This is a genomic window from Conexibacter woesei DSM 14684 (genome assembly GCF_000025265.1).
GTDB lineage: Bacteria > Actinomycetota > Thermoleophilia > Solirubrobacterales > Solirubrobacteraceae > Conexibacter > Conexibacter woesei.
This window is the reverse complement of the sequence record NC_013739.1, coordinates 696,718-723,571: the sequence shown is the minus strand read 5'-3', so window position 1 is coordinate 723,571 and position 26,854 is coordinate 696,718. Positions and strand designations below refer to the sequence as shown.

Annotated in this window: 28 protein-coding genes and 1 pseudogene; 8 read left to right on the top strand and 21 right to left on the bottom strand. The window is 71.4% G+C overall.

Annotation, left to right across the window (positions count from 1 at the left end; translation table 11 throughout):
* Positions 1 to 175 precede the first annotated feature (175 nt).
* Positions 176 to 340 (top strand): hypothetical protein, encoded by a 165-nt coding sequence (locus CWOE_RS33270; protein ID WP_012932166.1) that lies wholly within the window; start codon positions 176 to 178, stop codon positions 338 to 340.
* A 405-nt stretch (positions 341 to 745) separates the two neighbouring features.
* On the opposite strand, the gene CWOE_RS03380 is transcribed toward CWOE_RS33270, so the two are convergent.
* Complete coding sequence (locus CWOE_RS03380) at positions 746 to 1,234, bottom strand: DUF6326 family protein (RefSeq protein WP_012932165.1); 489 nt, start codon at positions 1,232 to 1,234, stop codon at positions 746 to 748.
* A gap of 163 nt (positions 1,235 to 1,397) precedes the next feature.
* Between CWOE_RS03380 and CWOE_RS03375 the strand changes: the two genes are divergently transcribed.
* The 5 genes from CWOE_RS03375 (at position 1,398) to CWOE_RS34050 (ending at position 4,806) form a co-directional block, all read left to right on the top strand.
* Positions 1,398 to 2,537, top strand: a complete 1,140-nt coding sequence (locus CWOE_RS03375) for a sensor histidine kinase (RefSeq protein WP_012932164.1) — start codon at positions 1,398 to 1,400, stop codon at positions 2,535 to 2,537.
* Complete coding sequence (locus CWOE_RS03370) at positions 2,534 to 3,181, top strand: response regulator (protein ID WP_012932163.1); 648 nt, start codon at positions 2,534 to 2,536, stop codon at positions 3,179 to 3,181. The genes CWOE_RS03375 and CWOE_RS03370 overlap by 4 nt, the downstream gene beginning before the upstream one ends.
* A 20-nt stretch (positions 3,182 to 3,201) precedes the next feature.
* Positions 3,202 to 3,588 (top strand): hypothetical protein, encoded by a 387-nt coding sequence (locus CWOE_RS03365; RefSeq protein WP_148260876.1) that lies wholly within the window; start codon positions 3,202 to 3,204, stop codon positions 3,586 to 3,588.
* On the top strand, positions 3,585 to 4,001 hold the full coding sequence (locus tag CWOE_RS03360; RefSeq protein WP_012932161.1) for a nuclear transport factor 2 family protein: 417 nt from the start codon (positions 3,585 to 3,587) through the stop codon (positions 3,999 to 4,001). Before CWOE_RS03365 ends, CWOE_RS03360 begins: the two co-directional genes overlap by 4 nt.
* A 472-nt stretch (positions 4,002 to 4,473) precedes the next feature.
* The gene (locus tag CWOE_RS34050) at positions 4,474 to 4,806 is read left to right on the top strand and encodes a hypothetical protein (RefSeq protein ID WP_012932160.1); all 333 of its coding nucleotides are present in this window, start codon (positions 4,474 to 4,476) and stop codon (positions 4,804 to 4,806) included.
* On the opposite strand, the pseudogene CWOE_RS34045 reads toward CWOE_RS34050, so the two are convergent.
* The 3 genes and pseudogenes from CWOE_RS34045 to CWOE_RS03345 all read right to left on the bottom strand — a co-directional run.
* A pseudogene (locus CWOE_RS34045) lies at positions 4,785 to 4,940 on the bottom strand (FAD-dependent oxidoreductase); the annotation flags it as partial. The gene CWOE_RS34050 and the pseudogene CWOE_RS34045 overlap by 22 nt on opposite strands.
* The gene (locus CWOE_RS03350) at positions 4,937 to 6,220 is read right to left on the bottom strand and encodes a dihydrolipoamide acetyltransferase family protein (RefSeq protein WP_012932159.1); all 1,284 of its coding nucleotides are present in this window, start codon (positions 6,218 to 6,220) and stop codon (positions 4,937 to 4,939) included. The gene CWOE_RS03350 and the pseudogene CWOE_RS34045, both read right to left, overlap by 4 nt.
* 18 nt (positions 6,221 to 6,238) lie before the next feature.
* Complete coding sequence (locus CWOE_RS03345; RefSeq protein WP_012932158.1) at positions 6,239 to 8,581, bottom strand: transketolase-like TK C-terminal-containing protein; 2,343 nt, start codon at positions 8,579 to 8,581, stop codon at positions 6,239 to 6,241.
* 110 nt (positions 8,582 to 8,691) lie between these two features.
* Here CWOE_RS03345 and CWOE_RS03340 point away from each other — a divergent pair, with 110 nt between their 5' ends.
* Positions 8,692 to 9,153 carry an Lrp/AsnC family transcriptional regulator gene (locus tag CWOE_RS03340; RefSeq protein WP_012932157.1) on the top strand — a complete coding sequence of 154 codons (462 nt, stop codon included), beginning with the start codon at positions 8,692 to 8,694 and terminating at the stop codon, positions 9,151 to 9,153.
* Between the two features lie 94 nt (positions 9,154 to 9,247).
* Here the strand turns inward: CWOE_RS03340 and CWOE_RS03335 are convergent, their stop codons facing one another.
* The 16 genes from CWOE_RS03335 to CWOE_RS33265 form a co-directional block, all read right to left on the bottom strand.
* Complete coding sequence (locus CWOE_RS03335) at positions 9,248 to 10,078, bottom strand: SDR family NAD(P)-dependent oxidoreductase (protein ID WP_012932156.1); 831 nt, start codon at positions 10,076 to 10,078, stop codon at positions 9,248 to 9,250.
* A 116-nt stretch (positions 10,079 to 10,194) separates the two neighbouring features.
* Complete coding sequence (locus tag CWOE_RS03330; RefSeq protein WP_012932155.1) at positions 10,195 to 11,079, bottom strand: DMT family transporter; 885 nt, start codon at positions 11,077 to 11,079, stop codon at positions 10,195 to 10,197.
* An 80-nt stretch (positions 11,080 to 11,159) separates the two neighbouring features.
* Entirely contained in the window at positions 11,160 to 12,389 is a 1,230-nt protein-coding gene (locus CWOE_RS03325) for an alanine racemase (RefSeq protein ID WP_012932154.1), read from the bottom strand.
* Entirely contained in the window at positions 12,382 to 13,563 is a 1,182-nt protein-coding gene (locus CWOE_RS03320; protein WP_012932153.1) for an aminotransferase class V-fold PLP-dependent enzyme, read from the bottom strand. Before CWOE_RS03320 ends, CWOE_RS03325 begins: the two co-directional genes overlap by 8 nt.
* A gap of 2 nt (positions 13,564 to 13,565) precedes the next feature.
* Positions 13,566 to 13,955 carry a RidA family protein gene (locus CWOE_RS03315; RefSeq protein WP_012932152.1) on the bottom strand — a complete coding sequence of 130 codons (390 nt, stop codon included), beginning with the start codon at positions 13,953 to 13,955 and terminating at the stop codon, positions 13,566 to 13,568.
* Positions 13,956 to 13,964: 9 nt separating this feature from the next.
* Entirely contained in the window at positions 13,965 to 15,128 is a 1,164-nt protein-coding gene (locus CWOE_RS30120; RefSeq protein ID WP_012932151.1) for a M24 family metallopeptidase, read from the bottom strand.
* On the bottom strand, positions 15,125 to 16,120 hold the full coding sequence (locus CWOE_RS03305; RefSeq protein ID WP_012932150.1) for a proline dehydrogenase family protein: 996 nt from the start codon (positions 16,118 to 16,120) through the stop codon (positions 15,125 to 15,127). Before CWOE_RS03305 ends, CWOE_RS30120 begins: the two co-directional genes overlap by 4 nt.
* 232 nt (positions 16,121 to 16,352) lie before the next feature.
* Positions 16,353 to 17,672 (bottom strand): ABC transporter substrate-binding protein, encoded by a 1,320-nt coding sequence (locus CWOE_RS03300; RefSeq protein WP_012932149.1) that lies wholly within the window; start codon positions 17,670 to 17,672, stop codon positions 16,353 to 16,355.
* A 121-nt stretch (positions 17,673 to 17,793) separates the two neighbouring features.
* Complete coding sequence (locus tag CWOE_RS03295) at positions 17,794 to 18,531, bottom strand: ABC transporter ATP-binding protein (protein ID WP_012932148.1); 738 nt, start codon at positions 18,529 to 18,531, stop codon at positions 17,794 to 17,796.
* Entirely contained in the window at positions 18,528 to 19,328 is an 801-nt protein-coding gene (locus CWOE_RS03290) for an ABC transporter ATP-binding protein (protein WP_012932147.1), read from the bottom strand. The genes CWOE_RS03295 and CWOE_RS03290 overlap by 4 nt, the downstream gene beginning before the upstream one ends.
* Complete coding sequence (locus CWOE_RS03285) at positions 19,321 to 20,298, bottom strand: branched-chain amino acid ABC transporter permease (protein ID WP_012932146.1); 978 nt, start codon at positions 20,296 to 20,298, stop codon at positions 19,321 to 19,323. The genes CWOE_RS03290 and CWOE_RS03285 overlap by 8 nt, the downstream gene beginning before the upstream one ends.
* The gene (locus tag CWOE_RS03280) at positions 20,295 to 21,311 is read right to left on the bottom strand and encodes a branched-chain amino acid ABC transporter permease (protein WP_012932145.1); all 1,017 of its coding nucleotides are present in this window, start codon (positions 21,309 to 21,311) and stop codon (positions 20,295 to 20,297) included. Before CWOE_RS03280 ends, CWOE_RS03285 begins: the two co-directional genes overlap by 4 nt.
* Before the next feature lie 144 nt (positions 21,312 to 21,455).
* Positions 21,456 to 22,394 carry a LysR family transcriptional regulator gene (locus CWOE_RS03275; RefSeq protein ID WP_012932144.1) on the bottom strand — a complete coding sequence of 313 codons (939 nt, stop codon included), beginning with the start codon at positions 22,392 to 22,394 and terminating at the stop codon, positions 21,456 to 21,458.
* Between the two features lie 74 nt (positions 22,395 to 22,468).
* Positions 22,469 to 23,404: a LysR family transcriptional regulator gene (locus CWOE_RS03270; protein WP_012932143.1), complete on the bottom strand. Its 936-nt coding sequence runs from the start codon at positions 23,402 to 23,404 to the stop codon at positions 22,469 to 22,471.
* The gene (locus CWOE_RS03265; RefSeq protein ID WP_012932142.1) at positions 23,405 to 24,337 is read right to left on the bottom strand and encodes an arginase family protein; all 933 of its coding nucleotides are present in this window, start codon (positions 24,335 to 24,337) and stop codon (positions 23,405 to 23,407) included.
* Between the two features lie 44 nt (positions 24,338 to 24,381).
* Complete coding sequence (locus tag CWOE_RS33265) at positions 24,382 to 24,558, bottom strand: hypothetical protein (RefSeq protein ID WP_160165468.1); 177 nt, start codon at positions 24,556 to 24,558, stop codon at positions 24,382 to 24,384.
* A gap of 102 nt (positions 24,559 to 24,660) precedes the next feature.
* On the opposite strand from CWOE_RS33265, the gene CWOE_RS03260 reads away from it, so the two are divergent.
* Positions 24,661 to 26,367, top strand: a complete 1,707-nt coding sequence (locus CWOE_RS03260; protein WP_012932141.1) for an FAD-dependent oxidoreductase — start codon at positions 24,661 to 24,663, stop codon at positions 26,365 to 26,367.
* A 23-nt stretch (positions 26,368 to 26,390) separates the two neighbouring features.
* Here the strand turns inward: CWOE_RS03260 and trxA are convergent, their stop codons facing one another.
* Complete coding sequence (gene trxA, locus CWOE_RS03255) at positions 26,391 to 26,843, bottom strand: thioredoxin (RefSeq protein WP_012932140.1); 453 nt, start codon at positions 26,841 to 26,843, stop codon at positions 26,391 to 26,393.
* Between the last annotated feature and the right edge of the window lie 11 nt (positions 26,844 to 26,854).

Below are 26,854 nucleotides of genomic sequence, written 5' to 3'. Positions count from 1 at the left end.
TTCGCGTCTGAGGGCGATCGTCGGCCACCGGAGGTCGCCGGCGACGTGATCGACCGACTCGTCGCAACGCGCGTCGCCGAGCTGCTGCGAGCCAACTATCCTCAACGGCAGCAGCATCGACGCACTGCGAGAACACCACCAGGCCGTCGCCGACATCCTCACCCTCCTCGAAGCGATGAAGCCCGGACGCGTCGCGCCACTGCCACTGCACGACAATGCAGCCGAGGTCGTGCACCGCGTCGCCGAGCGCACCGGCTACGCACCCGCCGAGATCGTCACCGCCGCCCTGGAATGGCACCTCCAGCACGACGAACCCGATCACGAGGACACGAACACCTGACGCCGGCAAGACGATGACGCTCTGTCTCGACGCCGACCAATCCGCCGTCTCGCAATCGTCGTGGTGGACCTCGTGTGGTCGGGGCGACGCCACTCGCATGCAGCACGACCGGCGTCTCCAGTTCGCGTGGGCTCGCCGTCCAGCTCGGCTATGCCTCTGAGGGTGGGTTCGCCTCTGGCGTCGGGTTCTGCGTCGAAGATGCCGAGGAAGGTGCAGTTGCCGGCGACCATCAGCGGGCAGGTCATGTCGAAGTCGAAGACGCGCGAGGGCCGACATGTAGCGGGCATCGTCGAACTCCGAGCGCAACCGCGGCGCTGGTGACCGGACCCCGAGGATCGGTCCAGGTGCTGTGAGAGCCGATTAGTGGTTCAGATCGCAGGATAGGCCCGGGGACTGCTCTTGGGTTCACGCTTGCTGCTGGGCGCGAACGGTTTCACGAGCCGGGCTGGTCGCCATGGTCGCCGAAGGTGCTGTGCGGGGCCAGGTCCAGGCGTACCGAATGATGAGGGCGAGAAGGATGCCTTCCAGGACGATGCCAAGGCCGTAGAAGTACAGCCAGGACTCGCCCACCGCGTTGAATGCCGTGACGGGGACGTAGAGCGAGGCCACGATGAGGTTCGCGATGCGGTTCACCCTGGCGGGCAGCGTTGTCGACAGCACGACCATGAGGATCGGGATGGCCACGAGGGTCAGCGCCGTGGTCGAAAAGGTCTGGGAGAGGTCGAACTCGAAGACCCTGCCGTCGAGGATGTCTTTGATGACGCCGGGCGTGAAGAAGTTGAGGATGTCCACGTAGGCGTACAGGAACATGAAGCTTGTCCACGCTGCGGCGAGCTTGGCTCGCACCGGGATCGGCTGGTCATCCAGTGTGGTGGTGGGGTGACGTGTTCTCATCATGGGCTCCGTTGTTGCGGTGCGGATCGGTAGGTCCACGATCGCTGAGCCCGGCGGCGGGCACATCGGTCCGGAGGCCGGAGTTCGCCTGGCCGATGGCATGGTCTATCTCTCGTTCTTTCGGCGGGTACCGCCGAGGCGTGCCGATCCCTAGGCTGGAGCCGTGGTCACTGTGCGGCGCTCCATCTGGCATGAGCCGCGGCCTGCTGACGCTCCACCCATCGGTCGTCTCGACTGGCTGCTGGCGGGCGTGTTCGCGGCGGCCGCCTTGGTCGAGGGCATCGTTCGGCCGGGCTTGACCTGGCGACCCCTTGTGATTGTGCTCGCCCTGGCGCTGATGCCTGCCCTGCTGTGGCGGCGGGGCCACCCCCTGACGGCCGCTGTGCTCGGGTTCGGCGTCGCCGGGCTGCTCTCGGTCCTCCAGCTGACTGCGCACACCGGGGACCTCGGCCTCTACTCCACGATGGCCGTCCTGATCCTGCTCTACTCCCTGGTGCGGTGGGGCTCGGGACGGGAGCTCGTCTTGGGGATCGCGTTCGTGACGGCTGTCGTCGCGCTGGGAATGTACGTCTCCTCCGCGGGCTGGGCCGACATCTTCGGCGGGAGCGCTTTTCTGCTGGTGTTCGTCGCCCTTGCGGCTGTGTTCCGCTATCGCGCGGACCTCTGGCATCGCCAACAGCTCGAGATCCGTAATCAGGAGCGGGTGGCGCTGGCTCGCGAGCTGCACGACACCGTGGCCCATCATGTCTCGGCCATCGCGGTGCAGGCGCAGGCCGGTGTCGCGGTTGCCGGCACGCAGCCCGAGAAAGCTGCCCAGGTTCTCTCGGCGATCGAGTCGGAGGCGTCGCGAACCCTGGCGGAGATGCGGTCCACGGTGCGGGTGCTGCGTGAGGGGGAAGCCGTCGCATACTCACCTCAGCCGGGTGTCGCGGACCTGCCTGCTCTGGCGCGCGCCGACGCGACGCCAACCGTCGAGGTCTCGCTGGCCGGTTCGTTGACCCGGCTGGCGCGACCCGTGGACGCCGCGGTCTACCGGCTCGCGCAGGAGGCCCTGACCAACGCCATACGGCACGCCCGGAGCGCGACCCGCGTCGGGATCGACGTACGCCGGGAGGGCGACGCCGTCAGGCTGCGCGTCGCCGACGATGGACGGACCGAGCCCGGGCCAGCTCCGAAGCCTGGGTTCGGCCTGTTGGGCATGGCCGAACGCGCCAAGCTGCTCGGCGGATCGCTCTCCGCGGGGCCGGTGCCCGAGGGTGGCTGGGTGGTCGAGGCCGTGCTGCCCGTGGAGGCGCCGGCATGAGCATTCGCGTCGTTGTGGCAGACGACCAGGACCTTGTCCGGACCGGGCTGGTGATGATCCTCGGCGCGCAACCTGACCTCGAAGTCGTGGGCGAGGCAGCTGACGGGCCAGGGGCGCTCGACCTGGCGACCCGACTGCGTCCCGATGTCCTCCTCGTCGACATCCAGATGCCCGGGCTCGATGGCGTCGAGGTGACGCGGCGCCTGGCCGGGCCGGACGTGGCGGACCCGATGGCGGTCGTCGTGATCACTACCTTCGACCTCGATGAGTACGTCCTTGGCGCCCTGCGCGCCGGCGCCCGAGGCTTCCTGCTCAAGGACGCCGGGCCGGAGCTCCTCGTGCAGGCCATCCACGCGGCGGCCAACGGGGACGCGCTGATCGCCCCCAACGTCACCCGCAGGCTGTTGGCGACCTTCGCCGACCAGGCGCCGGTAGTGCCGGTTCAGCCCATCGACCCGCTGACCAAGCGCGAGGAGGAGGTGCTCGCGCTGGTGGCGCGCGGCCGGACCAACGCCGAGATCGCCACCGAACTCTTCGTCGGCCTGAGCACGGTCAAGACCCACGTGGCTTCGTTGATGACCAAGCTCGGCGCCCGTAACCGTGTCGAGATCGCGATATGGGCCTACGACACCAGACGCGCGTGAGAGCCGACTAGTGGGTACAGATGCTCAAGCGTTCGCGCGTAACGCTCTTCCACTACCCGACGATGCATCCCGGTCGAGCTGCGGCGGACCAAGAAGAACTCGCGCAGGCAATGCGCGGCGCTCAAGGCATCGACAGCTCCATAGAGGGCGGCAAGGACTATGCGAGCTTCCGCGCGCTGTTCGCCGATGAAATCGCGACCCAGTTTCTCACTCGCGATGACACCGAGCTGAGAGCAATCTTCGAGCAGCTGCGCGAACCGGTCTTCGACGTTGTCCGTTTTACCGAACTGGCGCTCCTTGCCCACCTCAGCGACGAGCGAGCTGCTATCGCACCCCCGACGCGGCGCTCGGCCTCGACGCCCGCGCGGTGCCCGCGCCCGCTGGATCGCGTTACGGTGCTCGGATGACGAATCGCCTCCCCGACGCCGAAATCCCTGCCGGCCCCGCGCTCGCCGCGCTCGACGCCGCCGAGTCCGCTCTCCAGGCCGCGATCGCCGCAAACGACCCCGACGCGATCGGGCAGCAACTGCACGAGCACGTCGTCTACGTCGGGCCCGACGGGAGCGAGCTCGACCGCGACGCCGACCTGGACAACTACCGCTCCGGGACGCTGCGGATCGAGCGCTTCGCCGAACTGTCGCGACATTGCTTTGCCGAGGGCTCGACCGGCTCGACGATCGTCGACGTCGAGCTCGCCGGCATCCACGCTGGCCACGCATTCACCGCCCGTGCCCGCTACAGCCGCACCTGGATCCACGAAGCCACACACGGCTGGCGAGTGCTCGCCGCGGCCAGCGGACCGCTCGGCGACACGGCCTGACCCGCCGAGCGGCGGCCGACGAGCACCATCCCCGCCGCCTTCAGCCGCGCCCGCGCCGGCGCATCGCGGCGCGCGTCGATGATCCGGGCCCGACGCCCACGGCCGCGTCGGCGAATCCCATGCGCGCAGCGCAGCCCGAAGCGAGCCCGTTCCGCGTCCAGCCACTCACGGCCCGCGAGTGGCTGAATCCCCGACGATCCGGCGATATCGGCGGTAGTCCGGCACCCAATCGGCTATCCATGGGACACCCAAAGTCCCTGCAAATCGCCGCATTCTTCGCCGGGAGATCGCACCCAGGAGGTCGCCGGTTCGAGCCCGGCTAGCTCCACCTCAAAGAACCCTGCAAAGCGCGCGGTTCTTTGCGTTTCGGAGCCGGCCCGCACCGCCCTTTTGTGCGGCTGATCAACTTTTGGGCAACCTCGCGCCTGCCGAGCTAGCGTCGAGCGTCCCGGCCTGCGAGGAGCGATGCGCGATGGGATGCACGACCGAACCGGAACGGCCGCGACGACGGCGCGTCGAGCGCGGCATCTACCTCCAGCCCAATGGCAAGTACACGGTCTGCTGCCGCCACGCCGGCCGCTTGCGCTTTCGCACGATCGACCGCGACCTCGGCGACGCACGACGCGCCCGCGCTGCCTTGACCACCGCGGTGCGCGACGGAACCGAGCCCGTCTCACCACGGCTGCGGTTCGACGCCGTCGTCCGCTGGTGGCTGGAGCGATTCGAGGCCGAACTCACCGGCTTCGTCGAACTCACTGAGGATGTCGGCCGAGCGGAGCCGACCTTCGCGGCAATGCAGGCATAGTTGAGGCACCGGCCGCCGATCGCGTCCTTCTCGACGACGGCGGTTCGCATCCCGAGCTGCGCCGCGCGGATGGCCGCGACGTAGCCGCCGGGACCGGACCCGATGACGATGCAGTCGTACACGGCCGTTCTCACAGCGCCATCGCCAGCGGCGCCTCGATCAGCTGCTTGATCTCCGCCAGGAACCGAGCGGCATCCGCTCCGTAGAGGATCCGGTGATCGCAGGAGAGCGTCAGCGTCATCAACGTCCGGTCGACGATCTCGCCGTCGACGCGCTGCAACACCTCACGCATCACTCCGACCCCGAGGATCGCGGCCTGCGGGCCGTTGATCACCGGCGTGATCGCGGTCATCCCGAACATCCCGAGGTTGGAGACGGTGAACGTGCCACCCGAGAGATCCTCCACAGTGCTCCTGCCGTCGCGGACGCGCCCGGCGAGCGCGCGTGCCTCGCTCGCGATCTGCCCGACAGACTTGACGTCGGCGTCGCGGATGGTGGGCACGATCAACGCGCCGTCGACGGCGACCGCGATGCCGACATTGACGTGCGCTTGCAGCTCGAAGCGCTCGTTGCGATACGAGCCGTTAGCGAGCGGGTGCCGGCGCAGCGCCACCGCAGCCGCCTTGACGACCAGGTCGTTGAACGACGGCACCACGCCGCCCCCGCCCGCCAGCTCCTTGAGCCGCGCCCGCAGCGCGATCGCCTCGTCCATCGCGACCTCGGTCTGCACCTGAAACTCGGGGATCGTCGACTTCGACTCGACCATCCGCCGCGCAATCGTCTGCTGCAGCCGCGTCGGCTCCTGCACGGTCACCCCGTCCGGGACCGGAGCTGGCGTCGGACCTGCGACGCTGGCGGGCGTGGCACCAGCTGACCGGCTGCTGGCGCTGGCGGCCTCGACGCTCCGTGCGACGGGAACCGGTTGGCCGATCTTCCGCAGCACGTCGGCGCGGGAGATACGCCCTCGCGGTCCGGTGCCGGCGACCTCCGCAAGCGCGACGTCGTGCGCTCGAGCGAAACGGCGCGCGAGCGGCGTCGCGAGTTGGCCCTCCGCCACGGCAGCGCTGCCATTGCCCGCCGGGCCGGTGCTGGGAGCGGGCGACGGGGGCACGCCGGTCGCCGCCGACGCCGACGGCGCGACCGCTTGGCGCTCGCGTGCGGCGGGCTCAGCCGTCATGGCGGCCGGTCCGCCGATCTCGGCGATCGTCTCGCCGACCGTGACGGTGCTGCCGGCGGGGGCGAGGATGCGCAGGGTGCCGTCGGCCTCGGCTTCGCAGGTCTGGGTCGCCTTGTCGGTCTCGATCTCGACGAGCTCGTCGCCTCTGGCGACGGGCTGTCCGTCGTCGATCAGCCAGGTCAGGATGGTGCCCTGCTCCATCGAGTCGGAGAGCTTGGGCATCGTGATCGTCGTCATCTGGTCTGGTCCTCGTGCTCAGACGAGCAGGTCGATGGTCGCGCCGACGATCGTGTCGGCGTCGATGCCGAAGTGGCGGTAGAGGTCCGCGACGTCGCCGACCTGCCCGAAGTCCCGTACGCCCAGGCACGCGATCGGCGAGCCGTTGACGCCGGAGAGGAACGCGAGCGTGTGCGGGTGCCCGTCGTGCACCGTGACGATCGGCGCCGACCGCTCGGCCGGCAGCAGCACATCGAGGATCTCGTCGGAGCCCTCGTCGAGCCCCTGCCGCGCCTGAAGGGCGCGGAAGACGAGGTCGGCCGACGTGAGGCAGACGACGTCGGCCTCGACGCCGTCGGCCGCCAGCTCCTGCGCGGCGCGCAGCGCCTCGGGCATCGTCACGCCGATGCCCACGAGCGTCACCGCCGGCGACGGCGCGGGCGCGGCGCGCAGCACGTACCCGCCCGCGAGCACGTGCCGGCGGCGGAGCTCACGCGCCACGGGTTCCTCGGGCACTGCGGCGAGCGCCTGGTCGAGCGGGCGGGTGCTGAGCCGGAAGTAGGCGGAGACGCCGTCGTCACGGCCCAGCCGCGACAGCGCGTGCAGCAGTGTCCACTCCAGGTCCTGCCCGAAGGCCGGCTCCCACGCCACGCACCCAGGCTGCTCGAGCCCGACCGACGGGGTCGTGATCGACTGGTGCGCGCCGCCCTCGGGCGCCAGCGTCACACCGGACGGCGTGCCGACCAGGATCGCCTGCGCGCCGGCGTAGATGCCGAACGACCACGGCTCCAGTGCGCGGTTGACGAACGGGTCGTAGATCGTGCCGATCGGCAGCAGTGGCTGCCCGTCGCGCGACCAGGTCGTTCCCAGCTCGCTGAGCAGCCCGACGAGGTTGCCCTCCGCGATCCCCAGCTCGACGTGCTGGCCGTGCTGCGACTCGCGCCATCTGACGAGCGTGTCGGTGTCGTCGGCGAACCAGTCGATCCGCTCGCCCGGGTTCCAGACTCCGACGCGGTTGATCCAGCCGCCGAGGTTCGTCGACGACGCGACGTCCGGGCTGACCGTCACGACGTGATCGGCGACCGCAGGCGCGGCGTGCGCGACGTCGGAGAAGAAGCGCCCGAACGCCTGCTGCGTCGAGGCTCTGCCCGCATGCGAGCGCCCCACCTCCGGCGGCACCGGCGGCGGCTCGCGCCGCTGCGTCGGGTCCCGCCGCAGCCGCTCGGCCGCTGCCGCGCACAGGCGCGCCTCGGCGCTCGCGGCCGCGAACTTCGCCCACGGTCGTTGCGCGTCGGCGCCGAGCTCGCCCGCGAGGCGCTTCCACTGCTCTGTCGACAGCAGCGCGGAGTGGTTCGCCGGATGCCCCTGGGTCGGCAGGCCCCACGCCTTGATCGTGTACGCGAACAGCACGCTCGGACGGTCGGCCGAGGCGTCCGCCTGGCGGTACGCGTCGAGCAGGTCGCCGAGGTCGTGACCGCCGAGGTCGCGGACCGCGCGCAGCACCTCGGCGTCGTCGAGCTGCGCGACCAGCCGCGCCACGCTTCTGCGCCCGCGCCCCTCGCCGGGGAAGCGCTCGCGCAGCTCGGCGACCGGGCTGCGCAGCAGCCGCTGGAACTCCTCGTTGGCCATCCCGTCGATCCGCCGCCGCAGATCCCCGCCCCCGTCGCGCTCGAACAGCTCGCGCAGGAAACGGCCGTACTTGAGCGTGATCGTCTGCCAGCCCGCCGCCTCGAACATCTTCCCGATCCGCCCCGCGGCGATGTCGGGCACGACGCGGTCCAGCGACTGGCGGTTGAGGTCGACGATCCACATCGCCTCGCCGAGCCTCGGCACCATCGGATCGACCAGCGCCTCCCAGATCGCGCCCTCGTCCAGCTCCGCGTCGCCCACCAGCGCGACCTGACGGCCGCCCTGCGGAACGTCGAAGTGCCCCGCGACGTAGCGGTGCGCGAGACTGCTCCACAACGTCGCCGTCGCGCCGATCCCCACCGAGCCCGTCGAGAAGTCGACCGGATACGGGTCCTTCGTCCGGCTCGGATAGCTCTGCAGCCCGCCGAACGCGCGCAGCTCGGTCAGCCAGCGCTCCTCCAGCGTCCCGAGCAGGTAGCTGATCGCCTGCATCACCGGCGCCGCGTGCGGCTTGACCGACACCCGGTCCGGGCCGCGCAGGTGGTGGAAGAAGAGCGACGACATGATGCTCACCATCGATGCCGACGACGCCTGATGGCCGCCCACCTTCACGCCCGACGGCGTCTCGCGGACGCGGTTGGCGTGGTGGACGATCGAGGTCGCCAGCCACAGCACCCGCCGCTGCACGACGTCGAGCACGGCCAGCTCGCCGGGCGTCTCGATCGAATCTCTGTCGATCACAGAAGAAGACATGCCCGCAGGCTATGGACATCGATGCCACTGATCGACCCGACCGCCGCAAAACGCGGCAGACACGCAACAGATCGCCGCAAGGCCGGGAAGAACGTTAGTATCTTGCGCAGATGAGCGATCAACCGGACATCGACAGAACGGATGAGGAGATCATCACGCTGCTGCGTCAGGACGCCCGCCGCACGTTCGCCGACATCGCCGAGCGCGTCAGCATCTCCGCCCCCGCCGTCAAGCGACGTGTCGACCGCCTCCAGCAGGAAGGACTGATCGTCGGCTACACCGCGATCGTCGACCACAGACGACTCGGTTTGCCGCTGCAGGCGTTCGTCGAGTTGCGCTTCGACGGCCGCACCAAGGTCGACGACATCGCCTCCGTCGCGATCGGCATCACCGAGGTCGAAACGCTCTACACCACCGCCGGCGACCCCGACGCCGTCGCGCTCATCCGCGCACGCGACGTCGACGACCTCAAACGGGTCATCGACCTCCTGCGCCGCAGCCGCCACGTCACCGGCACCAAGACCCTCATGGTCCTCGGCACCTCGGAGCCGCCCCACGGCCTCCGCCGCTGAGGCCGCCAGTCGAACCGTCCGCTCGCGTGGCTCGGGCACCGGTACTGCTCAAGCCCGCGCCCCGTCAGGGCGCGGGCTCGTCGCGGCCCGCCGGCTAGGCGCCGATCGGCTCGATCGCCGGGTAGCGCTCCATCGCGAAGATCTCCACCTGCGGCGAGCGCAGCTGCGCGATCTGGCCGCCGTCGACCACCAGCACCTGCCCGGTGACGTAGGCGGCGTCCTCGGAGGCGAGGAACGCGTACGCGCCACCGAGGTCCTGCGGGACGCCCATGCGCCCAAGCGGGATCGCCGCGCCGCGCTCGGACTTCTCCTCGTCGCTCATCGCGCCGGGAGGGGCGATGTCGATCGCGCCGGGTGCGACCGCGTTGACGCGGATCCCATACGGCGCGAGGTCGAGCGCGAGCGCTCGCGTCATCGCCTCGATCGCGCCCTTTGCGGCGTCGTACTGCACGTTGCCGCGGTGCGCGCGCGTAGCGCCGCCGCTGGAGGTGTGGATGATCGCGCCGCCGCCGCGGCGCGCCATCTCGTGCGCCGCACGGAAGTCGCACAGGTACATGCTCTTCTGGTTGCTGCGCTGGACGTTGTCCCAATGCTCCTCGTCGACCTCGAGGAAGTGGCGCGCGGTGTCGAGCCGCCCTGCGTTGTTGACGAGGATGTCGACCGAGCCGAACTCCTCGATCGCGCGGTCGAACAGGCCGTCGACCTCGTCTTTGCGCGAGACGTCGGCGACGACGCCGATCGCCGCGCCGCCGTCTGCGCGGATTGCCTCGGCGGCGGCGGTGACCCGCTCCTCCCTGATGTCGTCGAGAACGACCGAGGCGCCCTCCGCGGCGAGCCGTGCGGCCACGGCACCGCCGATGCCTCCGCCGGCTCCGGTGACGATCGCGACGCGGCCTTCGAGCCGCCGCGGGACGGTGGTGCTCATGCTCTGTCCTCCGGTGTGAATTGAGGGCGTGCGGACACGCTGTGCTTGTGTTCGACACTGTCGCGCAGCCCCGCGCGATCGGCACGTGCAAGTCATGAGGCTGAGGGCAAGCAGCCCTACCGGGCGGGCGCGGTGCGCCTGCCGGCCGACGCGCCGCGGCGCATCGTCGCGGTCGCGAACCCGACGACGATCAACGCCGCGCCGGTCAGCTGCAGCGCAGAGGGCGACTCGCCCAGGATGATCATCGCGAAGACCACCGCGCAGCCCGGCTGGAGGCTGAGCACCATCGAGGTGACGATCGGCGGCAGCGCCACCATCGACGACGAGATCAGCAGCCAGCCGGCGACCTGCGCGCTGAGCGCGAGCGCGAGCAGCCAGCCCTGGGACGCCCAGCTCGACGGCCACTCCAGCTCGCCGAGCGCCGTGCCGAGCAGTGCGATGCAGACGGTGGCGCTGACGGTCGCGATCAGCAGCGGCATCACGAGCTGGCCGGTCGCCGCGTTGGCCTCGCGCAGCAGCAGGATGAAGACGACGTAGGTCGCCCCGGCGACCAGCCCGTACAGGACGCCGAGCCCTGGTTGGTCGCCGTAAGGCGCGCTCTCCAGCACGCCGGCGACGCAGACGCCCCCGAGCAGCACGACGACGATCCCGACGCCGGTCCGTCGCGTGAGCACCTCACGCAGCACGAGCACGGAGAAGGCCGTCATGAAGAGGATCTGCGACTGGCCGAGCACGGTGCCCAGGCCCGCCCCCGCCGCTTGGACCGCGTGATGCCACGCGATCAGGTCGGCCGCGAACGCGACGCCGGCGAGCGCCGCCAGCAGCGCTGGCCGACGCGCCACGCGGAGCTGGCGGCCCTGCTCGTAGCGCGCGAGCAGCAGCAGCGCCGGCAGCGCGTAGAGGCAGCGGAACAGCGCCCCGGTGGAGGCGTCGACGTGGGCCAGCTCGAAGAAGATCGCCGAGAAGCCGATCGTCACCGCGCCGATGCAGCTCGACACCATCGGGCGGCGGCGCAGCAGCGCCCACGGGTCGCCCGCCGCTGACGTGGCCGGCGGTGAGGTCGGCGTCGCGGGTGCGCGTCTCAGAAGGATGTCGCGATCTCCCCGCGCAGCCGGTAGCGCTCGTCGACGAGCGCCAGCGAGCGCCAGCGGTCGAACGCCGCGCACGGATGCGAGATGCCGAAGCCGATCAGGTCACCGGGCCGCAGGTCCGCGTCCGCCGCGAGCACGAGGTGGGCGTGCTGGTCGTTGAGCGCGTCCGTCGTGACGTCCGGCGCGGCCTGCACCGGCCCGTCGCCGCGCCGCCACGCGACCGGCTGCGGCAGGCCCATGTCGAACGCCACGTCGCGCTTGCCGACGCCGGCGATCGCGCGCCCCGGCTCAGGCCGCGAGAGCACGAGCCCCCACACCTCCAGCGCCGGCTCGAACGGCGCGATCGGCGCGCGCCCGCCGCTCGGGCCGGTGCGTGCGTAGATGCCGTGGTCGTGCGTGACGTAGCAGCCGCTGCGCAGCAGCACGCGACCGCCGAGTGCCCGGGCCGTCGGCGCGAGCGCATCGACGGCCAGGTCGAAGAAGGAGCTGCCGCCGGCGCTGAGCAGCGGCGGGCGCGCCCCGAACAGCCCTCGCGCGGCGATCGCCTCGGCGGCCTCCGCGATCGCGGCCAGGTAGCCGGCGACACGCGCCAGCTCGGACGGCTCGGCGCCCGCCGCCAGCAGGCCCTCGAAGCCGGCGACGCCCGCCAGCTCGAGGTGCGGGAGCGCCGCGATCTCGCTCGCGAGCTCGACGGCTGCCGCGACCGAGCGGACGCCGCAGCGCCCGCCCGCGTAGCCGACCTCCACGAGCACCGGCAGGCACGCGCCCGGTGCGGCGGCGGCCACGCCGGCGTCGAGCCGCCGCACCGCGTCGACGTCGTCGGCGAACGAGACGATCTCGCCGTCGCCGGCGCTCGTCGCCGCCCACGCGATCTCGCCTGCGCCGACGAGCGGGTTCGCGAGCACGAGCCGGTGGAAGCCGGCCTCCCACATCGTCTGCGCCTGCGCCCAGGTGGCAACGGTCAGGCCCCACGCGCCGGCGTCGAGCTGGCGACGGCACAGCGCCGGCGCCATCGTCGTCTTGGCGTGGGGCGCGAGCAGCACGTCCTGGGCCGTGCAGTAGGCGGCCATCGCGGCGACGTTGCGATCGATCGCCGCGTCCTTCAACAGCGCGAGCGGGTAACGGAAGGCGCCCCCGAGCACGTCGGCGCCCGCTGCCACGGCCGCGTCGATCCCACGCGCGTCCGGCCAGCCCTTGAGGACCGCGGGACGTTCAGACATGTCCGGGATGGCGCTCGAGGCGCCGGCCGAACGCTTCGATCTCCTCGTGGGTGTTGTAGTAGTGGACCGATGCGCGCACCACGACATCGAGGCCGCGCTGCTCCATGTCGAGCCGTGTCGAGCTGACGTCCGCCCACCACACGTTGATCCCCTCGGCGCGCAGCTCCTCGCGCAGCAGGCGCGGGTCGAGGCCGTCCTTGGTGAACGTGACGATGCCGCAGCGCGTGGCGCCCTCGTCCTGCACGTGCACGCCGGGGGTCTGCTCGAGCCGCGTGCGCAACGTCGCCGCCAGCTCGCGGACTGTCTCCCAGACGGACTCGATCCCCCAGCCGAGCAGGTAGTCGGCGGCGACGCCGAGCCCGACCTTGCCGGCGTAGTTCGTCTCCCAGTTCTCGAAGCGGCGCGCGTCGGGTCGCAGCTCGTAGGCGTCGCGCCGCACCCAGCGTGCGGCGTGCAGGTCGACGAACGGCGGCTCGACGCGGTCGAGCGCCGACTCGCGCACGTAGAGGAACCCGGTGCCGCGCGGCGCGCGCAGGTACTTGCGGCCGGTCGCGCTGAGGAAGTCGCAGCCGATCTGCTCGACGTCGACCGGCAGCTGCCCGACCGACTGGCATGCGTCGACGAGGTACAGGATCCCCGCCGCGCGCGCGATCCGGCCGATCTCCGCCGCCGGGTTGACGAGCCCGCTGTTGGTCGGGACGTGCGTGACCGAGATGAGCCGCACCCGGTCGTCGATCATCGCGGCGAGCGCCGTCACGTCGAGCTGGCCCGACGCGTCGTTGGGCACCACGTCGACCTGGATGCCGCGCGTGCGCGTCAGCTGGAGGTAGGCGACGTAGTTGCTGGCGTATTCGGCGACGGTCGTCAGCACGCGGTCGCCCGGCCTGAACGGGATGCCGTAGAAGGCCATGTCCCAGGCGCGCGTGGCGTTCTCTACGATCGCGACCTCGGTGGGCCGGCAGCCGATCAGCTCGGCGATCGCGGCGTAGGGCCGCTCGACCGCGTCAGCGTTCGCGGCGGCGGCCTCGTAGCCGCCCCGCTCCGCCTCCAGCCGGAGGTGGCCGATCGTCGCCTCGACGACCGGTGCGGGCAGCAGCGCGGCGCCCGCCGCGTTGAGGTGCGTCACGTGGGCGCACCCGGGCGTCTCCGCGCGGGCTCGGGTGACGTCGAGCATCGTCAACCGGCCAGCGCCACGATCGCGTCCATCTCGATCAGCGCGCCCATCGGCAGCGCGGCGACGCCGATCGTCGTGCGCGCCGGCGGCGGGTCGGGGAAGTACTCGGCGTAGACCGCGTTGACGGCCTGGAAGCCGGCCAGGTCCCGCATGTAGATCCCGATCCGGATCGCCCGCTCGAGGCCGGTGCCGGCCGCGGCGCACACGGCACCGAGGTTCTCCAGGCAGCGGCGGGCCTGCTCGGCGACGTCAGTGGCGAGGATCGTCGCGCTCGTCGGCTCCACCGGCAGCTGCCCGGTGCAGTAGAGGACGTCGCCGTGGCGCACGGCGTGGCTGTACGGGCCGATCGGGTCCGGGACAGCGGGGGAGTTGAGTGGGATCGGGTCGGGCATCGGGCTCCTTCAGACGATGATCAGGTCTTGGCTGGCGGTGCCGAGCCGCTCGCAGCCGTCGGCGGTGACGACGACGGCGTCCTCGACCTGGAGGCCGGCACGACCGAGCACGTAGTACGGCGTCTCCAGGCACAGCGTCTGCCCGGCGCGCAGCGGTTCGTCGTGGCCGGGCGCCACGAGCGGCGGCTCGTAGATCTGCAGACCGATTCCGTGCCCGCAGTGCGACCGGTCGTACTCGGGCAGGCCAGCGTCGCGCGTGACCGCGACGGCGATGTCGTACAGCTCTGACGGGCGCACGCCCGGAGCGGCCTTCGCGATCGCGGCCTGCTCGCCGGCGAGCAGCGCGGCATACGTCTCGCGGACCCAGGCGTCAGGCTCGCCGATCGTCCCGATGCGCGAGAGGTCGGAGTGATAGCCCTCGACGGTGCAGCCGACGTCGAAGCGGACGACGTCCCCGCGCTCGGCAGTGCGGTCGGTCGGAACGGTGTCGACGAGCGCTCCGCGCTCGTTGAAGGCGACCGAGCCGAGCATCGGGCGCGCGCCCTGCTCGACCATCTCGGTGCGCAGCCAGCGCAGGATGTCGTGCTCGCTGGCTCCGACGCCCGCGCGCGACAGCGAGCGCACGATGGCGCCCTCCGCGATGCGGTTGGCTCGGCGCATCCGCTCGAGCTCGTATTCGTCCTTGACGCTGCGCGCGCGGATCGGGAGCGGAGCCGCCGGCACCAGCTCCCGCGGCGCGAGCTTCGGCGCGAGGTCGGCCTGAACCGTCAGCGGCATGCCGTCGTCGACGCCGACGCGGGCGCCGGCGCCGACCGCCTCGAGCGCCTCGGCGAGCGCCTGCTCGAGCGGCGTCGGCGTCGCCAGCCGCGCGAGTCGCGGCGGCACGTCGCCGGCGAACACGAAGCGGCCGTACGGGATCACCTCGTCGGTGTCGACGAGGTCCGCCAGCCACGCCATGTCGGCGGCGGCGGCGACGAGCCGGCACGCCCCGCCGGGGCCGACCACGGCCCACAGCGGCGTGTGGCCGTAGAGCACGTGCGGCTCGCCCGCCGCGCCGGACAGCCAGCGCACGTTCGCCGGGTCGGACGCGACGAAGCCCTCCAGCTCGCCGAGCAGGCCGGCGAGCCGCGATGCCCGCGACGCGAAGTCCGGCGTCGTCGTGGCGGCGCTCATCCGCGCACCATGCTCTTGAGCACGAACAGCAGATTCGCCGGGCGCTCGGCCAGCCGACGACCGAAGTAGACGTACCAGTCCCTGCCGTAGGGCACGCAGACGCGCACCGGGTGCCCGCGCTCCACGAGCCGGTCCGGCAGCTGCGAGCGGACGCCGAACAGCAGCTGGAACTCGTAGCGGCCCTCCCTGGCCGCCGGCGACCCGGCGAGCCGGGCGATCGCGTGTTCGATCATCGCGTCGTCGTGCGTGGCGAGCGCGGTGAAGCCGCCGCCGGCGAGCGCGATGTCGACGAGCTTGCAGTAGTTGCGGTCGACGTCGGCCTTCTTCGGGAAGGCGACCGCGGCCGGCTCCAGGTAGGCGCCCTTGACGAGCCGGACGTTGGGGTCGAGCGGCAGCAGCTCCCGCAGGTCGGCCTCGGTGCGGTAGAGATACGCCTGCAGCACGACGCCGGTGTTGTCGAAGCCGGCTTCGCGCAGGCGCCGGTAGATCCGCAGGGTGGCGTCGACGTGCCGCGACTCCTCCATCTCCACGCGGACGAACAGCCCTTCCGCGCGCGCGGCGGTGAGGATCCGCACGGCGTTTTCGTAGGCGAGCTCCTCGTCGAGGACGAGCCCGAGGTTGGTCGGCTTGACGGACAGCGTCTTGTCGAACGGCTCGTGCGCGAGACGCTCGACCATCTGCTCGTAGAGCCTCACGACGCGCTCGACCTCGGAGCGGTCGGAGACGCTCTCGCCGAGCGGGATCGTGTAGGTGCGGATGCCCCGCTGCGCAAGCCGCTGCAGGACTGGGATGCAGTCATCGAGCGTCTCGCCCGCGACGAAGCGAGCGGCACCGAGGCGCATGCCCCAGCGCTGCCCCACACGCACCATTCGCTGATTCTGCGTCGTGGCGAGGATGAGGTCGCGCGGCAGTGCGCTGAGTGAGCGGAAGCGCCCGCGCCGCCCGGAGGACGGATCGGCCGGTTGCGGCAGCTCGATCGGCGTGGTGGTCAAGGGAACGGTCCTGGTTCGAGGTGGTGATGCCGTCCCGGGGAGGGGCGCGGCAGCCTGGAAGCGATCATCTCCGTGCCCTGCCGCCGGCACCACTCGACGTTCTGACAGACAGCATCAGCAGCGCTACGAGCAGCGCGAGCGGAATCACGGCCCGACCGGCCACACCCGAGGGGGACGAGCCGGGCGGTCGAGGCGAGCCGCGAGCGAAGCCGCTCGCGGCTCGGTCGAGCGGCTAGGAGCCGCTCGGATCCTGTTGCGCGACCGGGACCTGCTCGCGCTCCCGGAGCTTGCCGTCTCTGAACTCGAAGACGTCGTAGACCCCCGCGGTCGCGTCGCCGGCGTCGTTCATCTCGATCGCGCCCGATGCGCCCTCGTAGTCGATGTCCTCGCCGCGCTCCAGCGCCGCGATCGCCTCGGGCAGCTGCTGCCAGGTGTATCTCGTCCCCGGCGCTCTGGTGATGTCGCGGACCTTCGCCGCCATCTCCGTGCCGTCGGTCGAGCCGGCGGCGACGGCCGCGAGGTAGCACAGCATGATCTGATCGAAGTGCTGCGCGCTGAAGGCCTCCAGCGGGACGTCGGTCGGCGCCGAGGAGGTGAACAGCTCTCTGAACGCTCTCGACGCCGTTGCGCCTCTGGGCGCGCCGGGCGTCGTGCCCCGCAGCCCCTCGATCGCCTCGGCCCCCGTGTCGTCGGCGAGCGAGTTCGAGTAGAGGCCGTCCGTCGTGAACGCCTTGCCCGGGTCGAATCTGCCGGTGCGCACCAGCGCCGGGCCGACCTTGCTGTAGGTCTCGGGGAAGTCGATGATCACGAACGCGTCGGGATCGCCCTGGACGAGCTGCTGCGCCTCGGAGTCATAGCTCGGCTGTCTCGGGTCGTAGACGACGCGCTCGCCGACCGTGCCGCCCATCGCCTCCCATGCGGCCGTGAACGTGTCGGCGAGGCCGGTCCCGTACGCATCGTTGCGCGCACCGAGGTTGACCGTCTTGCCGTCGGCGCCGCCGATGCTCTGCTCGATCACCTTCGCGAGGGTCGGCCCCTGGTAGGAGTCCGGCGGATCGGAGCGGTTGACGAGGCCGTCCGGATCGTCGAGCCCGGTGATCTGATCGCTGGTCGCGGTCGTGATCATGAGGATCCCGTCCCGGATCGCGAGCGAGTTGGCGACGGGCACGGCAGCCGACGACGACGGTGGTCCGGAGATGCAGGAGGCCCCTTCGGAGACCGCCTGGCGCGCGGCCTGCAGCGCATCCTGGGGCAGCGCCTGCGAGTCGTGGAACGAGACGTTCAGCCGATGTCTGGCACCGGCTCTCTCGATCGCTCCTCTGATCTGCTCGGCGGCGAGCGCGCCCGCCTTCTGGAACGGCGGCCCCCACTGCGACGACTCCCCGGTCAGCGGCACGAGCGAGCCGATCGTCAGATCGAGCTCGGATCCGCCGCCGGCGGTCGTGGCGCCGCTCGCGCCGCCGCTGCCGTCATCGCTCGATCCGCATGCGGCGACCGTGCCCGACAGCGCAAATGTGACCGCGATGACCGCAGCCAGTCGAGACCCACTCATGCAACACCTCTTTCTGCCAACCGGCGCGTGCCGGGATTGGATTAGGGGCAGCGTACGCACGGCGCGCGGTGCCTCGGAACGGGATTTCTTAGGGTCTTCGTGACTTTCGCCACGGCTCGATTCAACGGGCCGCCGGCCCGTCGATCCGCGCCGCCCCTCCGAGGTACAGCGCGGCCACGTTCGGATCGTCGAGGAGGTCCGACCCGCGTCCCTCGAAGCGCTCGACGCCGAGGTCGAGCACATAGCCGCGGTCGGACATCGCAAGGGCACGGCGCGCGTTCTGCTCGACCATCAAGATCGTCACGCCCTGCGCGTTGACCGCGCGGATCTGCTCGAACAGGATGTCGACGAACGCCGGCGAGAGCCCGGCGGACGGCTCGTCGACGAGCAGCATCCGCGGTTCGGGCATCAGCGCGCGCGCCATCGCCACCATCTGCCGCTCGCCGCCGCTCATCGTGCCGGCCCGCTGGCCCGCGCGCTCGCCCAGGCGCGGGAACAGCTCGTACATCCGATCGATGCGCTCGGCGGTTCGCGCACGTTCGAAGGAGCCCAGCTCGAGGTTCTCGCGCACGGTCAGCGACGAGAAGACGTTGTCTCGCTGGGGAACGTACCCGAGACCCAGGAGCGCGACCTCGTGCGGCCGTCTCCCGCCGATCTCGACGCCGTCCAGCAGGACCTGCCCCGCACGCGGCACCAGCAGCCCGAAGACCGTCTTGACGAGCGTCGACTTGCCTGCGCCGTTGGGTCCGACGATCGTGACGATCTCGCCCTGCCTGACCTCGATCGTGACGCCGTTGAGGATTGGGACGTCGGGCACGTACCCGGCGACGACGTTCGTGGTCGACAGCAGGACCTTCATGGCGTGGGCCCGACGATTCGCTTGCCGCCCAGGTACGCGTCGATCACGCGGTCGTCGACCGCGACCTCGGAGGGCGCGCCGCTGAGGATCGCGCGCCCCTCCGCCATCACGATCACGCGATCGGAGTGGTTCATGACAGCCTCCATGTCGTGCTCGATGAACAGGAACGTGATCCCCCTGTCCGCCCGCAGGCGCTGCATGTGGTCCAGCAGCTCGACCCCCAGCGTCGGGTTGACGCCGGCGAGCGGCTCGTCGAGCAGCAGCAGCTGGGGCTCGGCCATGAGCGCACGCGCGAGTTCGAGCAGCTTGCGCTGCCCGCCTGACAGCGTGCCGGCGTACTCGTCGGCCAGGCGTCTCAGCCGGAACGTGTCGAGCAGCTCCATCGCCGCCGCGCGGACCTCGCGCTCACGGGCGCGCACGCGGCGCGGACGCAGCACGGTTGTCACCAGCCGCTCGCCCGGCTGTCGCGGCGCAGCGAGCAGCATGTTGTCGATCACGGGCATCGCGTTGAGCGCCTTCGTGAGCTGGAACGTGCGGACCAGCCCGCGCCGCGCGATCCGATGCGAGGGCGCCCCGGTCACGTCGGCGCCGTCGAAGCGGACCGACCCGCCGTGACACGGGCAGAAGCCCGTCACCACGTTGAAGAACGTCGTCTTGCCCGCGCCGTTGGGGCCGATCAGGGCCGTGATCGATCCGCGCTCGACCTCGAGCGTCGCTCCGTCGACCGCCCGCAGCCCGCTGAACGAGCAGGCGAGGCCGTCGACCGCCAGCAGCGGGTCGGGTGCGGTGTCAGTCACCGAGGACCATCTCCTTGCGGTTGCCAAAGATGCCCTGCGGACGGAACGCCATCAGCAGGATCAGCAGCAGCCCGACGACGATGAAGCGCAGCGACGCGATCTGCGTGTCCTCGAGCGGCAGGTTGATGAAGCGGCTCGCCTCCAGCAGCGTCCACATGACCACGGCGCCGAATGCGACGCCCCAGTAGCTCGCCAGCCCACCGAGGATCAACGCCGCGTATCCGATGAAGGTCGCCTGCGGCTCAAACGCCTGCGGGTTGACGAAGCTGAGGTTGAGGGCGAGGAAGATGCCGGCGACCGCGGCCAGCGCGGCGGAGATCGCCAGCGACTGCAGCCGGTACGACGTGGCGTTCTTGCCGAGCGCGCGCGCCGCGTCCTCGTCCTCGCGGATCGCCCGCAGGACTCGGCCCCACGGCGAGCGCTGCAGGTGGCGCAGCACGACCACGAGCACGAGCACGAACGCCCACACGACGAGCAGCAGCGGGACCAGGCCGCCGCCGTCGCCGACGCCGAGGTCGCCGAGCCAGCCCTCGATCGTTCTCGAGATGTCCACCCACGTCGAGTCGTAGCCGTAGATGCCCTGATTGCCGCCGGTCAGGCTCGTGGCGTTCTGGGCGAACATCCGGATCGCCTCGGCGGCCGCGAGCGTCGCGATCGAGAAGTAGTCGGCGCGCAGGCGCAGCGACGACATCCCGACGACGAGCGCGAACGCGACGGCGCACAGGATCGCGAGCAGCGCAGCGGGGAAGAACGCGAAGCCGGCGTCGACCACGAGGATCGCCATCGCGTAGGCGCCGATCGCCATGAAGCCGGCTTGGCCGAAGTTGACGATCCCGGAGAAGCCCACGTTGAGCTGGAGGCCGAGCGTGAAGAGCGCGTAGATGCCGGCCAGCACGCCGACGCCGGTCCAGAAGCTGACCTCCGTGAGGCCGCCGAACGAGAGCGCGAACGGCACCGCAGTCGAGCTCATGACGATCTCCCCGAGGAGAACAGGCCCTGCGGTCGCACGATCAGCGCGAGGATGAGCGCCAGGAATCCGACCGACAGCTTCCAGTTCGCGGGCACCAGGAGCGTCGACCACTCCGTCACGACGCCGAGCAGCAGGCCGGCCACCAGGGCGCCGAACGCGTGACCGACGCTGCCGAGGATCACCGCGGCGAAGATCGGCAGCAGCAGCTCGTAGCCCAGCTCGGGCTTGACGTTGGTGGTGAGCGCGAACAGCACGCCGGCCAGCCCCGCCGTCGCGCCCGCGAAGAGCCAGGTCGTGACGATCACGCGGCGCGTGTCGATCCCCGTGGTCTCCGCCAGCTCGCGGTTGTCAGCGACCGCGCGCATCCGCTTGCCGAGCAGCGTGAAGCGCAGCAACAGCCCGATCGCGACCACCACGACGATCCCGGTCACCCCGGCGATCAGCGCCGTCGAGCCGATCCGCAGCCCGGCCAGCTCGACGACGCCGGTCCGATCGACGTCGAGCGACTTGACGTCCGTCCCTGCGAAGAACTGGATGCCGTAGCGGATCACGAACGCCGCGCCGATCGACATCAACAGCAGCTGCAGCATCCCGGCGCCCCGCTCCCGCGTCGGTCCCCACATGACCCGCTCGAGCACGATCCCCAGCACGGCCGTCAGCGCCATCGCGGCGAGGACGGAGACGACGAGCGGCAGCCCGAGGCTGACATTCGCCGCGAACGCGATGTACGCACCGAACGTGAGGAAGTCGCCGTGCGCGAAGTTGACGAGCTTCAGGATGCCGAACACGAGCGTGAGGCCGACGGCGCCGAGCGCCACGACCGCGCCGAACGAGAGCCCGTTGAGCGCCGTCTGCGCGACGTCGTGCAACCCCTTCGTCGCGATCAGCGCAAGGCCGATCGCCACGACGACGCCGACGGCGACGGCGACCGGCTGCGCAGGCCTCAGCGAACGACGCTGTCGTACGTGCGGCGACGGATGGGCCCCGCCCTGGGCGAGGGTGATGGTGTCCACGTCTCATCTCCTTCTGGATGACTGAACGCGACGGGCGCCCGCGCTGCGGGCCGCTCTCCACGTCCGCGAGCACAGTAATCCCGGTCAGGGCCGACGACCACGGCCATTGCTCAGGCTCTGCTCAAGCGCTGCTGCAACCTCGACTCAGCGCGTGACGGCGCGGTCGGCGAGCTCGGTGAGCTCCGTCTCGCGCCCGATCTGCTCCAGCAGCTCAACCATCGCGCTCGTCGTCGGCGAGCGCAGGCCGCCGGCGCGATAGACGGCGAAGACCCTCCGTGCCGGCGGCGCGGGCGTCACGTGCCGGAAGACGATCTCGGGATGGGCGGTCACCGCGGCGAGCCGGGGCAGGAACGCGATGCCCACGCCGGTCGCCACCAGCGCCTCTGCGACGTGGTAGTCGTCCGTCTCGAACTTGACCTCCGCCTCGAACCCCGCGTCGCGGCAGATCGCCTCTGTGAAGCCGTGGACCGACGAACGCGGCGTCGAGCCGATCCATGATTCGCCCGCGAGGTCGGCCAGCTCGATCGTCTCGCGCTCGGCGAGACGGTGGCGCAGCGGCAGCGCGAGGCCGATCACGTCCTCCATCAGCAGTCGCTCCTCTGACGACTCAACCTGCAGGCGCGGTATGTGGTCGTACTCGAAGCCGAGCCCGAGATCGACCTCGCCGGACTTGATCAGCGGCAGGTAGTCCTCCGGCTCGCCCTCCACGAGCCGCAGCTCGACGTCCGGGTGGCGCGCGTGGAACGCCGTGATCGCGCGCGCGACGATCGTCTCGCCGGCTGTGCGGAAGGTCGCGAGGCGCAGGCGTCCTCCGCGCAGGCCGGCGATCTCGCGCACCTCCATCTCGGCGATCTCCAGCCGCGCGAGGATTATCTCGGCGTGCTCGGCGAGCGCGCGCCCCGCATCGGTCAGGGTGATCGAGCGAGGACCCCGCTCTACGAGCGCGACGCCGATCTCGCGCTCGAGCGTCGCGACCTGCTGCGAGATCGCGCTCGGCGTGTAGTTCAGTGCGTCGGCCGCGGCCGACATCGACCCGCGGTTCGCGACCTCGCGCAGCACGCGCATCCGGCGGATGTCAAGCATGAAGGCCTCCAGAGTAACTGCCGGCAGACGTCTGCCAGGCTTCGGACGCATGCGGGCGCGCTCGCGCTGTCGGCTCACCCATCGCCGCCCACCTCTCGCAGCACCTCCAGCATCCGCGCGAGCGCCGGAGCGCGCTCGCCGCCGACGCGGTGGGCCGCGTAGATGCGCCGGAACAGGCCGCCGTCGCCGACCGGACGAGCGACGCAGCCCGGATGCAGCGCACGCGTCGCCAGCCGCGGCAGGAACGTCACGGCGTCGCCGTGCGCCACGAGCGCCTGCGCGATGCGGTAGTTGTCGGTCGCCATCAGCACGCGCGCCTCGAAGCCGGCGGCGCGGCATGCCTGCGCGGTGAACGCCTCGACCGAGCAGCGCGGCGTCGAGACGACCCACCTGTCGTGGCGCAGCCCGTCGAGCGGCAGCCGGTCGTAGCCGGCGAGCCGATGGCTCGCCGGCAGCACGACGACCATCTCGTCCTCGCACAGGCGGGCGAGCGTGAGCCGCTGGTCGAGCACCGTGCTCTCGACGCCGTCGTACTCGAACGTCAGCGCGATGTCGATCTCGTCGCTGCGCAGCAGGTGCAGGTAGTCCTCCGGCTCGCCCTCGCGCAGCGTCACCCGCACGCCCGGCCAATGCGCGCGGAAGTACGCCACCGCGTCCGCGACGAGCGTCTCGCCGACGCTGCGGAAGGTCGCTACCCGCAGCCGCCCTCCGCGCAGCTGGGAGATCTCGCGCACCTCGCGCTCGGCCGCCGCGAGACGCTCTTGGATGTACACGGCGTGGTTCATCAGCACCCGGCCCGCCGGCGTCAGCGTCGCTTCGCGCGGGCTGCGCGAGACGAGCTCGGTCCCGACCTCGCCCTCCAGCCGTCGCAGCTGCTGGGAGAGGCCGGAGCAGCTGAAGTTCAGCGCGTCGGCAGCAGCGCTGATCGTGCCGCCCCGATCGATGTGCTCGAGCACGACGACCTGTCGCAGGTCGAGCGGGTGGGGACGCGCGGGTTCCGGATGCTGCATCTATCGGCTCCTCAGCAGACCGTCCGCGAGCAAGTCGACGATGCAGTACGCGAACTCGCCGCCGGCGTCCAGATCGGGGTTGTAGCCGCAGACGGTCATGCCGATCAGCCGCGGTGAGCGCAGCGCGGGCGCGAGCAGCTCCGCCACCTGATCCCACGACAGCCCGGTCGCGACGGGGGAGCTGACCGCCGGCATCGCCTCCCCGTCGACCACATCCACGTCCAGGTGCAGCCAGAACGGCGCCGAGCCGCCGCCCGCCAGCTCGGCGACGTGGACGCCGACCTGGCGTGCGCCGCGCTGCGTCACCTCGCCGCAGTCGATCACCCGCAGGTCGGGCGCGATCTCGGCCGGACCCGGCGCACGCAGCGTGACGCGGCGAGGATGGTCGCCGTCGCCGACCGCGACCACGTCGGACGCCTCCGCCAGCGGCGGATCGCCGTCGAGCGACGTCAGCTCCGGCGGACCGTGGCCGAGCACGATCGCGAGGTCCATGCGGCCCATCTCGCCGGTGCGCGAGGTCGTGCCGTCGAACAGGTCGAGGTGACCGTCGACGACCACGAGCGACGCCGGCCCGAGCGTGCGCCGCACGCCCGCGAGCGTCCCCGGGACGACCGAGCAGCAGCCTCCCAGCACGAGCGGGCGCCAGCCGGCCACGAGCGCCGAAGCGACCGCGTCGCGGATCGTGCGCGACGCGCTGACGAGGTCGCGCAAGCCGATCACGCCAGAGCGCGGGTCGCGCTCCGGGTCCTCGACGCTGACGTCGAGGTCGCCGAAGTCACGCGCGCCGAGCCGCTCGACGAGCCCGGCCTCGCGCAGGCGCGCGGCCGCGCGAACCTCACCGCGGCCAGAGCCCGAGCTGTCGAGCGCGGCGCCGATCACGAGCAACGGACGCGCCGCTGGGCGGTTGACGAGCTCGAACGGCGAGGTGGTCACCGGCTCATCCTCGTCGGCGCACCACCACGACGCGACCAGGATCGCTAACCCTGAGCACCGGTACTGCTCAAGCCCACCGCCGACGCGGCGTCCTCGAACGGGTGCGGATAGGCGCGCCGCGCCGCCGCCTCGCTGACGTAGCCCTCGTGCCGCTGATGCAGCACGCGCTGAGCGCGCACGAGCTGACGGTGCCAGCCGAGCGCCGTGAGGCGCTCTGCCACCGGACCTGCGGGACGTTCGAGCGTCTCGATCAGAACGATCGCGACCGACCGGTGCAGCCGCGCGTTTGCCGCACGCGGCCCTCCGGCCTACGAACGGAAGAGATGAGCCGCTCCGTCGCCGACGAGTTGCGCGAGACGCCCGATTCGTACGGCGCCTATCCGCGTCTGAGCGCGGAGCAGATTGAGTTGTTCGCACGCGCGCGCGGGGCGGCGCGCCGTCGCACCGACGCGGGTGAGGTGCTCTATCGCGAGGGTGACCGCGACGTCGACTTCTTCGTTGTGCTCGACGGGACGATCGCCGTGGTCGAGGGCCTCGGATCGCGGGGCGAGCGGACGGTGGGCGTCCACGGTGCCGGCCGCTTCCTCGGCGAGCTGAGCGTCGTGACCGGCGAGACAGCGTTTCTGTCCGCGGTCGTTCGCGTCCCCGGCGAGGTGCTGAGGGTGCCGGTCGAGCAGGTGCGCGAGCTCGTCACGCAGGACGTCGCGATCGGCGACCTGATCTTGCGCGCCTTCCTGCTGCGCCGCTCGCTGCTCGTCGGCCTCGGGGCCGGTTTCCGCATCATCGGCTCGCGCTACTCGCCCGACACGCGTCGCCTGCGCGAGTTCGCGGCCCGCAATCGGCTGCCGCACAGCTGGATCGACCTCGAGCGGGACGCGGCGGCGGAGGGACTGCTGCGCGAGCTGGGGATCGGCCCGGAGGAGACGCCGGTGGTGATCTGGCACGGCGCACGCGTGCTGCGCAATCCCAGCAACGAGAAGCTGGCCGAGGCGATCGGGCTGCGCGCGCCCGTCGAACCCGGCGAGCTGCACGACCTGGCCGTCGTCGGCGCGGGGCCGGCCGGACTGGCCGCCGCGGTGTACGGCGCCTCCGAGGGGCTCGACACGATCACGCTCGACTGCGTCGCCACCGGCGGCCAGGCGTCGACCTCCTCGCGGATCGAGAATTATCTCGGCTTCCCCGCCGGCGTGACCGGCGCCGAGCTGGCCGAGCGCGCGACGCTGCAGGCGCGCAAGTTCGGGGCACGCATCACCGTGCCGGCACGCGCGGTCGCGCTGGAAGAGCGCGACGGTCACCACGTGCTCGCGCTCGCCGACGGCGAGGAGCTGCACGCCCGCGCCGTCGTGGTCGCCAGCGGCGTCCACTACCGCAAGCTGCCGCTGCAGCGGCTGGAGGAGTTCGAGGGAACGAGCGTCCACTACGCCGCGACCGAAGTCGAGGCGCAGCTGTGTAGCGGCGACCCGGTCGCGGTCGTCGGCGGCGGCAACTCCGCCGGTCAGGCGGCGCTGTTCCTCTCCCGCCGCGCCGAGCACGTCCACCTGCTGGTGCGCGAGCCGTCACTGGCGCAGGGGATGTCCCGCTACCTCGTCGAACGGCTGGAGCGCACCGGCAACGTCGAGTTGCACACGAACACCGAGGTGAGAGGACTGCTCGGCGACGCGTGGCTGGAGGAGCTGGAGCTCCTGGACAACCGCACCGGCGCGCACAATCGCATCCCGGCGCGGGCACTGTTCGTCTTCATCGGCGCCGAGCCGCGCACGCAGTGGCTCGGCCGCGCGCTCGCGCTCGACGAGAAGGGCTTCGTGGTGACGGGCGCGGCGACCGGGGCGGAGCTGATGTTGGAGACGAGCATGTCGGGCGTCTTCGCGGTCGGCGACGTGCGCAGCGGTGCGATCCGCCGCGTCGCGACCGCCGTCGGCGAGGGCTCGATGGCGGTCCGGCTCGTCCACGAGCACCTCGCCCGCGACGAGGTCGCCGACCGGCTCGTGCATACGCCGAAGCGGCCGGCGCATGCTGACGTGACGTCATAGGCGCCTCTGTCGGTGGGGGTGGATCAGTCCGATCCGGTTGCAGCCCCGGCGGCGGCCAGCTGGCCGTCGATCCAGGCACGCAGCTGCGCGTCGGGATGGGCGCCGATCAGCCGCGCGACCTCGTCGCCGTCGCGGAACAGCACCAGCAGCGGGATGCTGCGGATCTGGAAGCGGGCCGCGATCTGCGGGGCCGCCTCCGTGTCGAGCTTGACGACCTTCAGGCGGCCGGCGTAGTCGTGGCCGATTCTCTCCACCAACGGGGAGACCATCCGACACGGCCCGCACCAGTCGGCCCAGAAGTCGACGAGCACCGGCACCGACGCGGCGATCGCACCATCGAAGGTCGCGTCGCCGGCCTCGACGATCCACTGCAGCGGGTGGTGGCAGACGGCGCATCGCGGGATGCCCTCGGCAATCACCGGCAGGCGGTTGCGTCTGCCGCAGTTGTCGCACGCGACGATCGGCTGTGTCGACATGGCTGATCCCT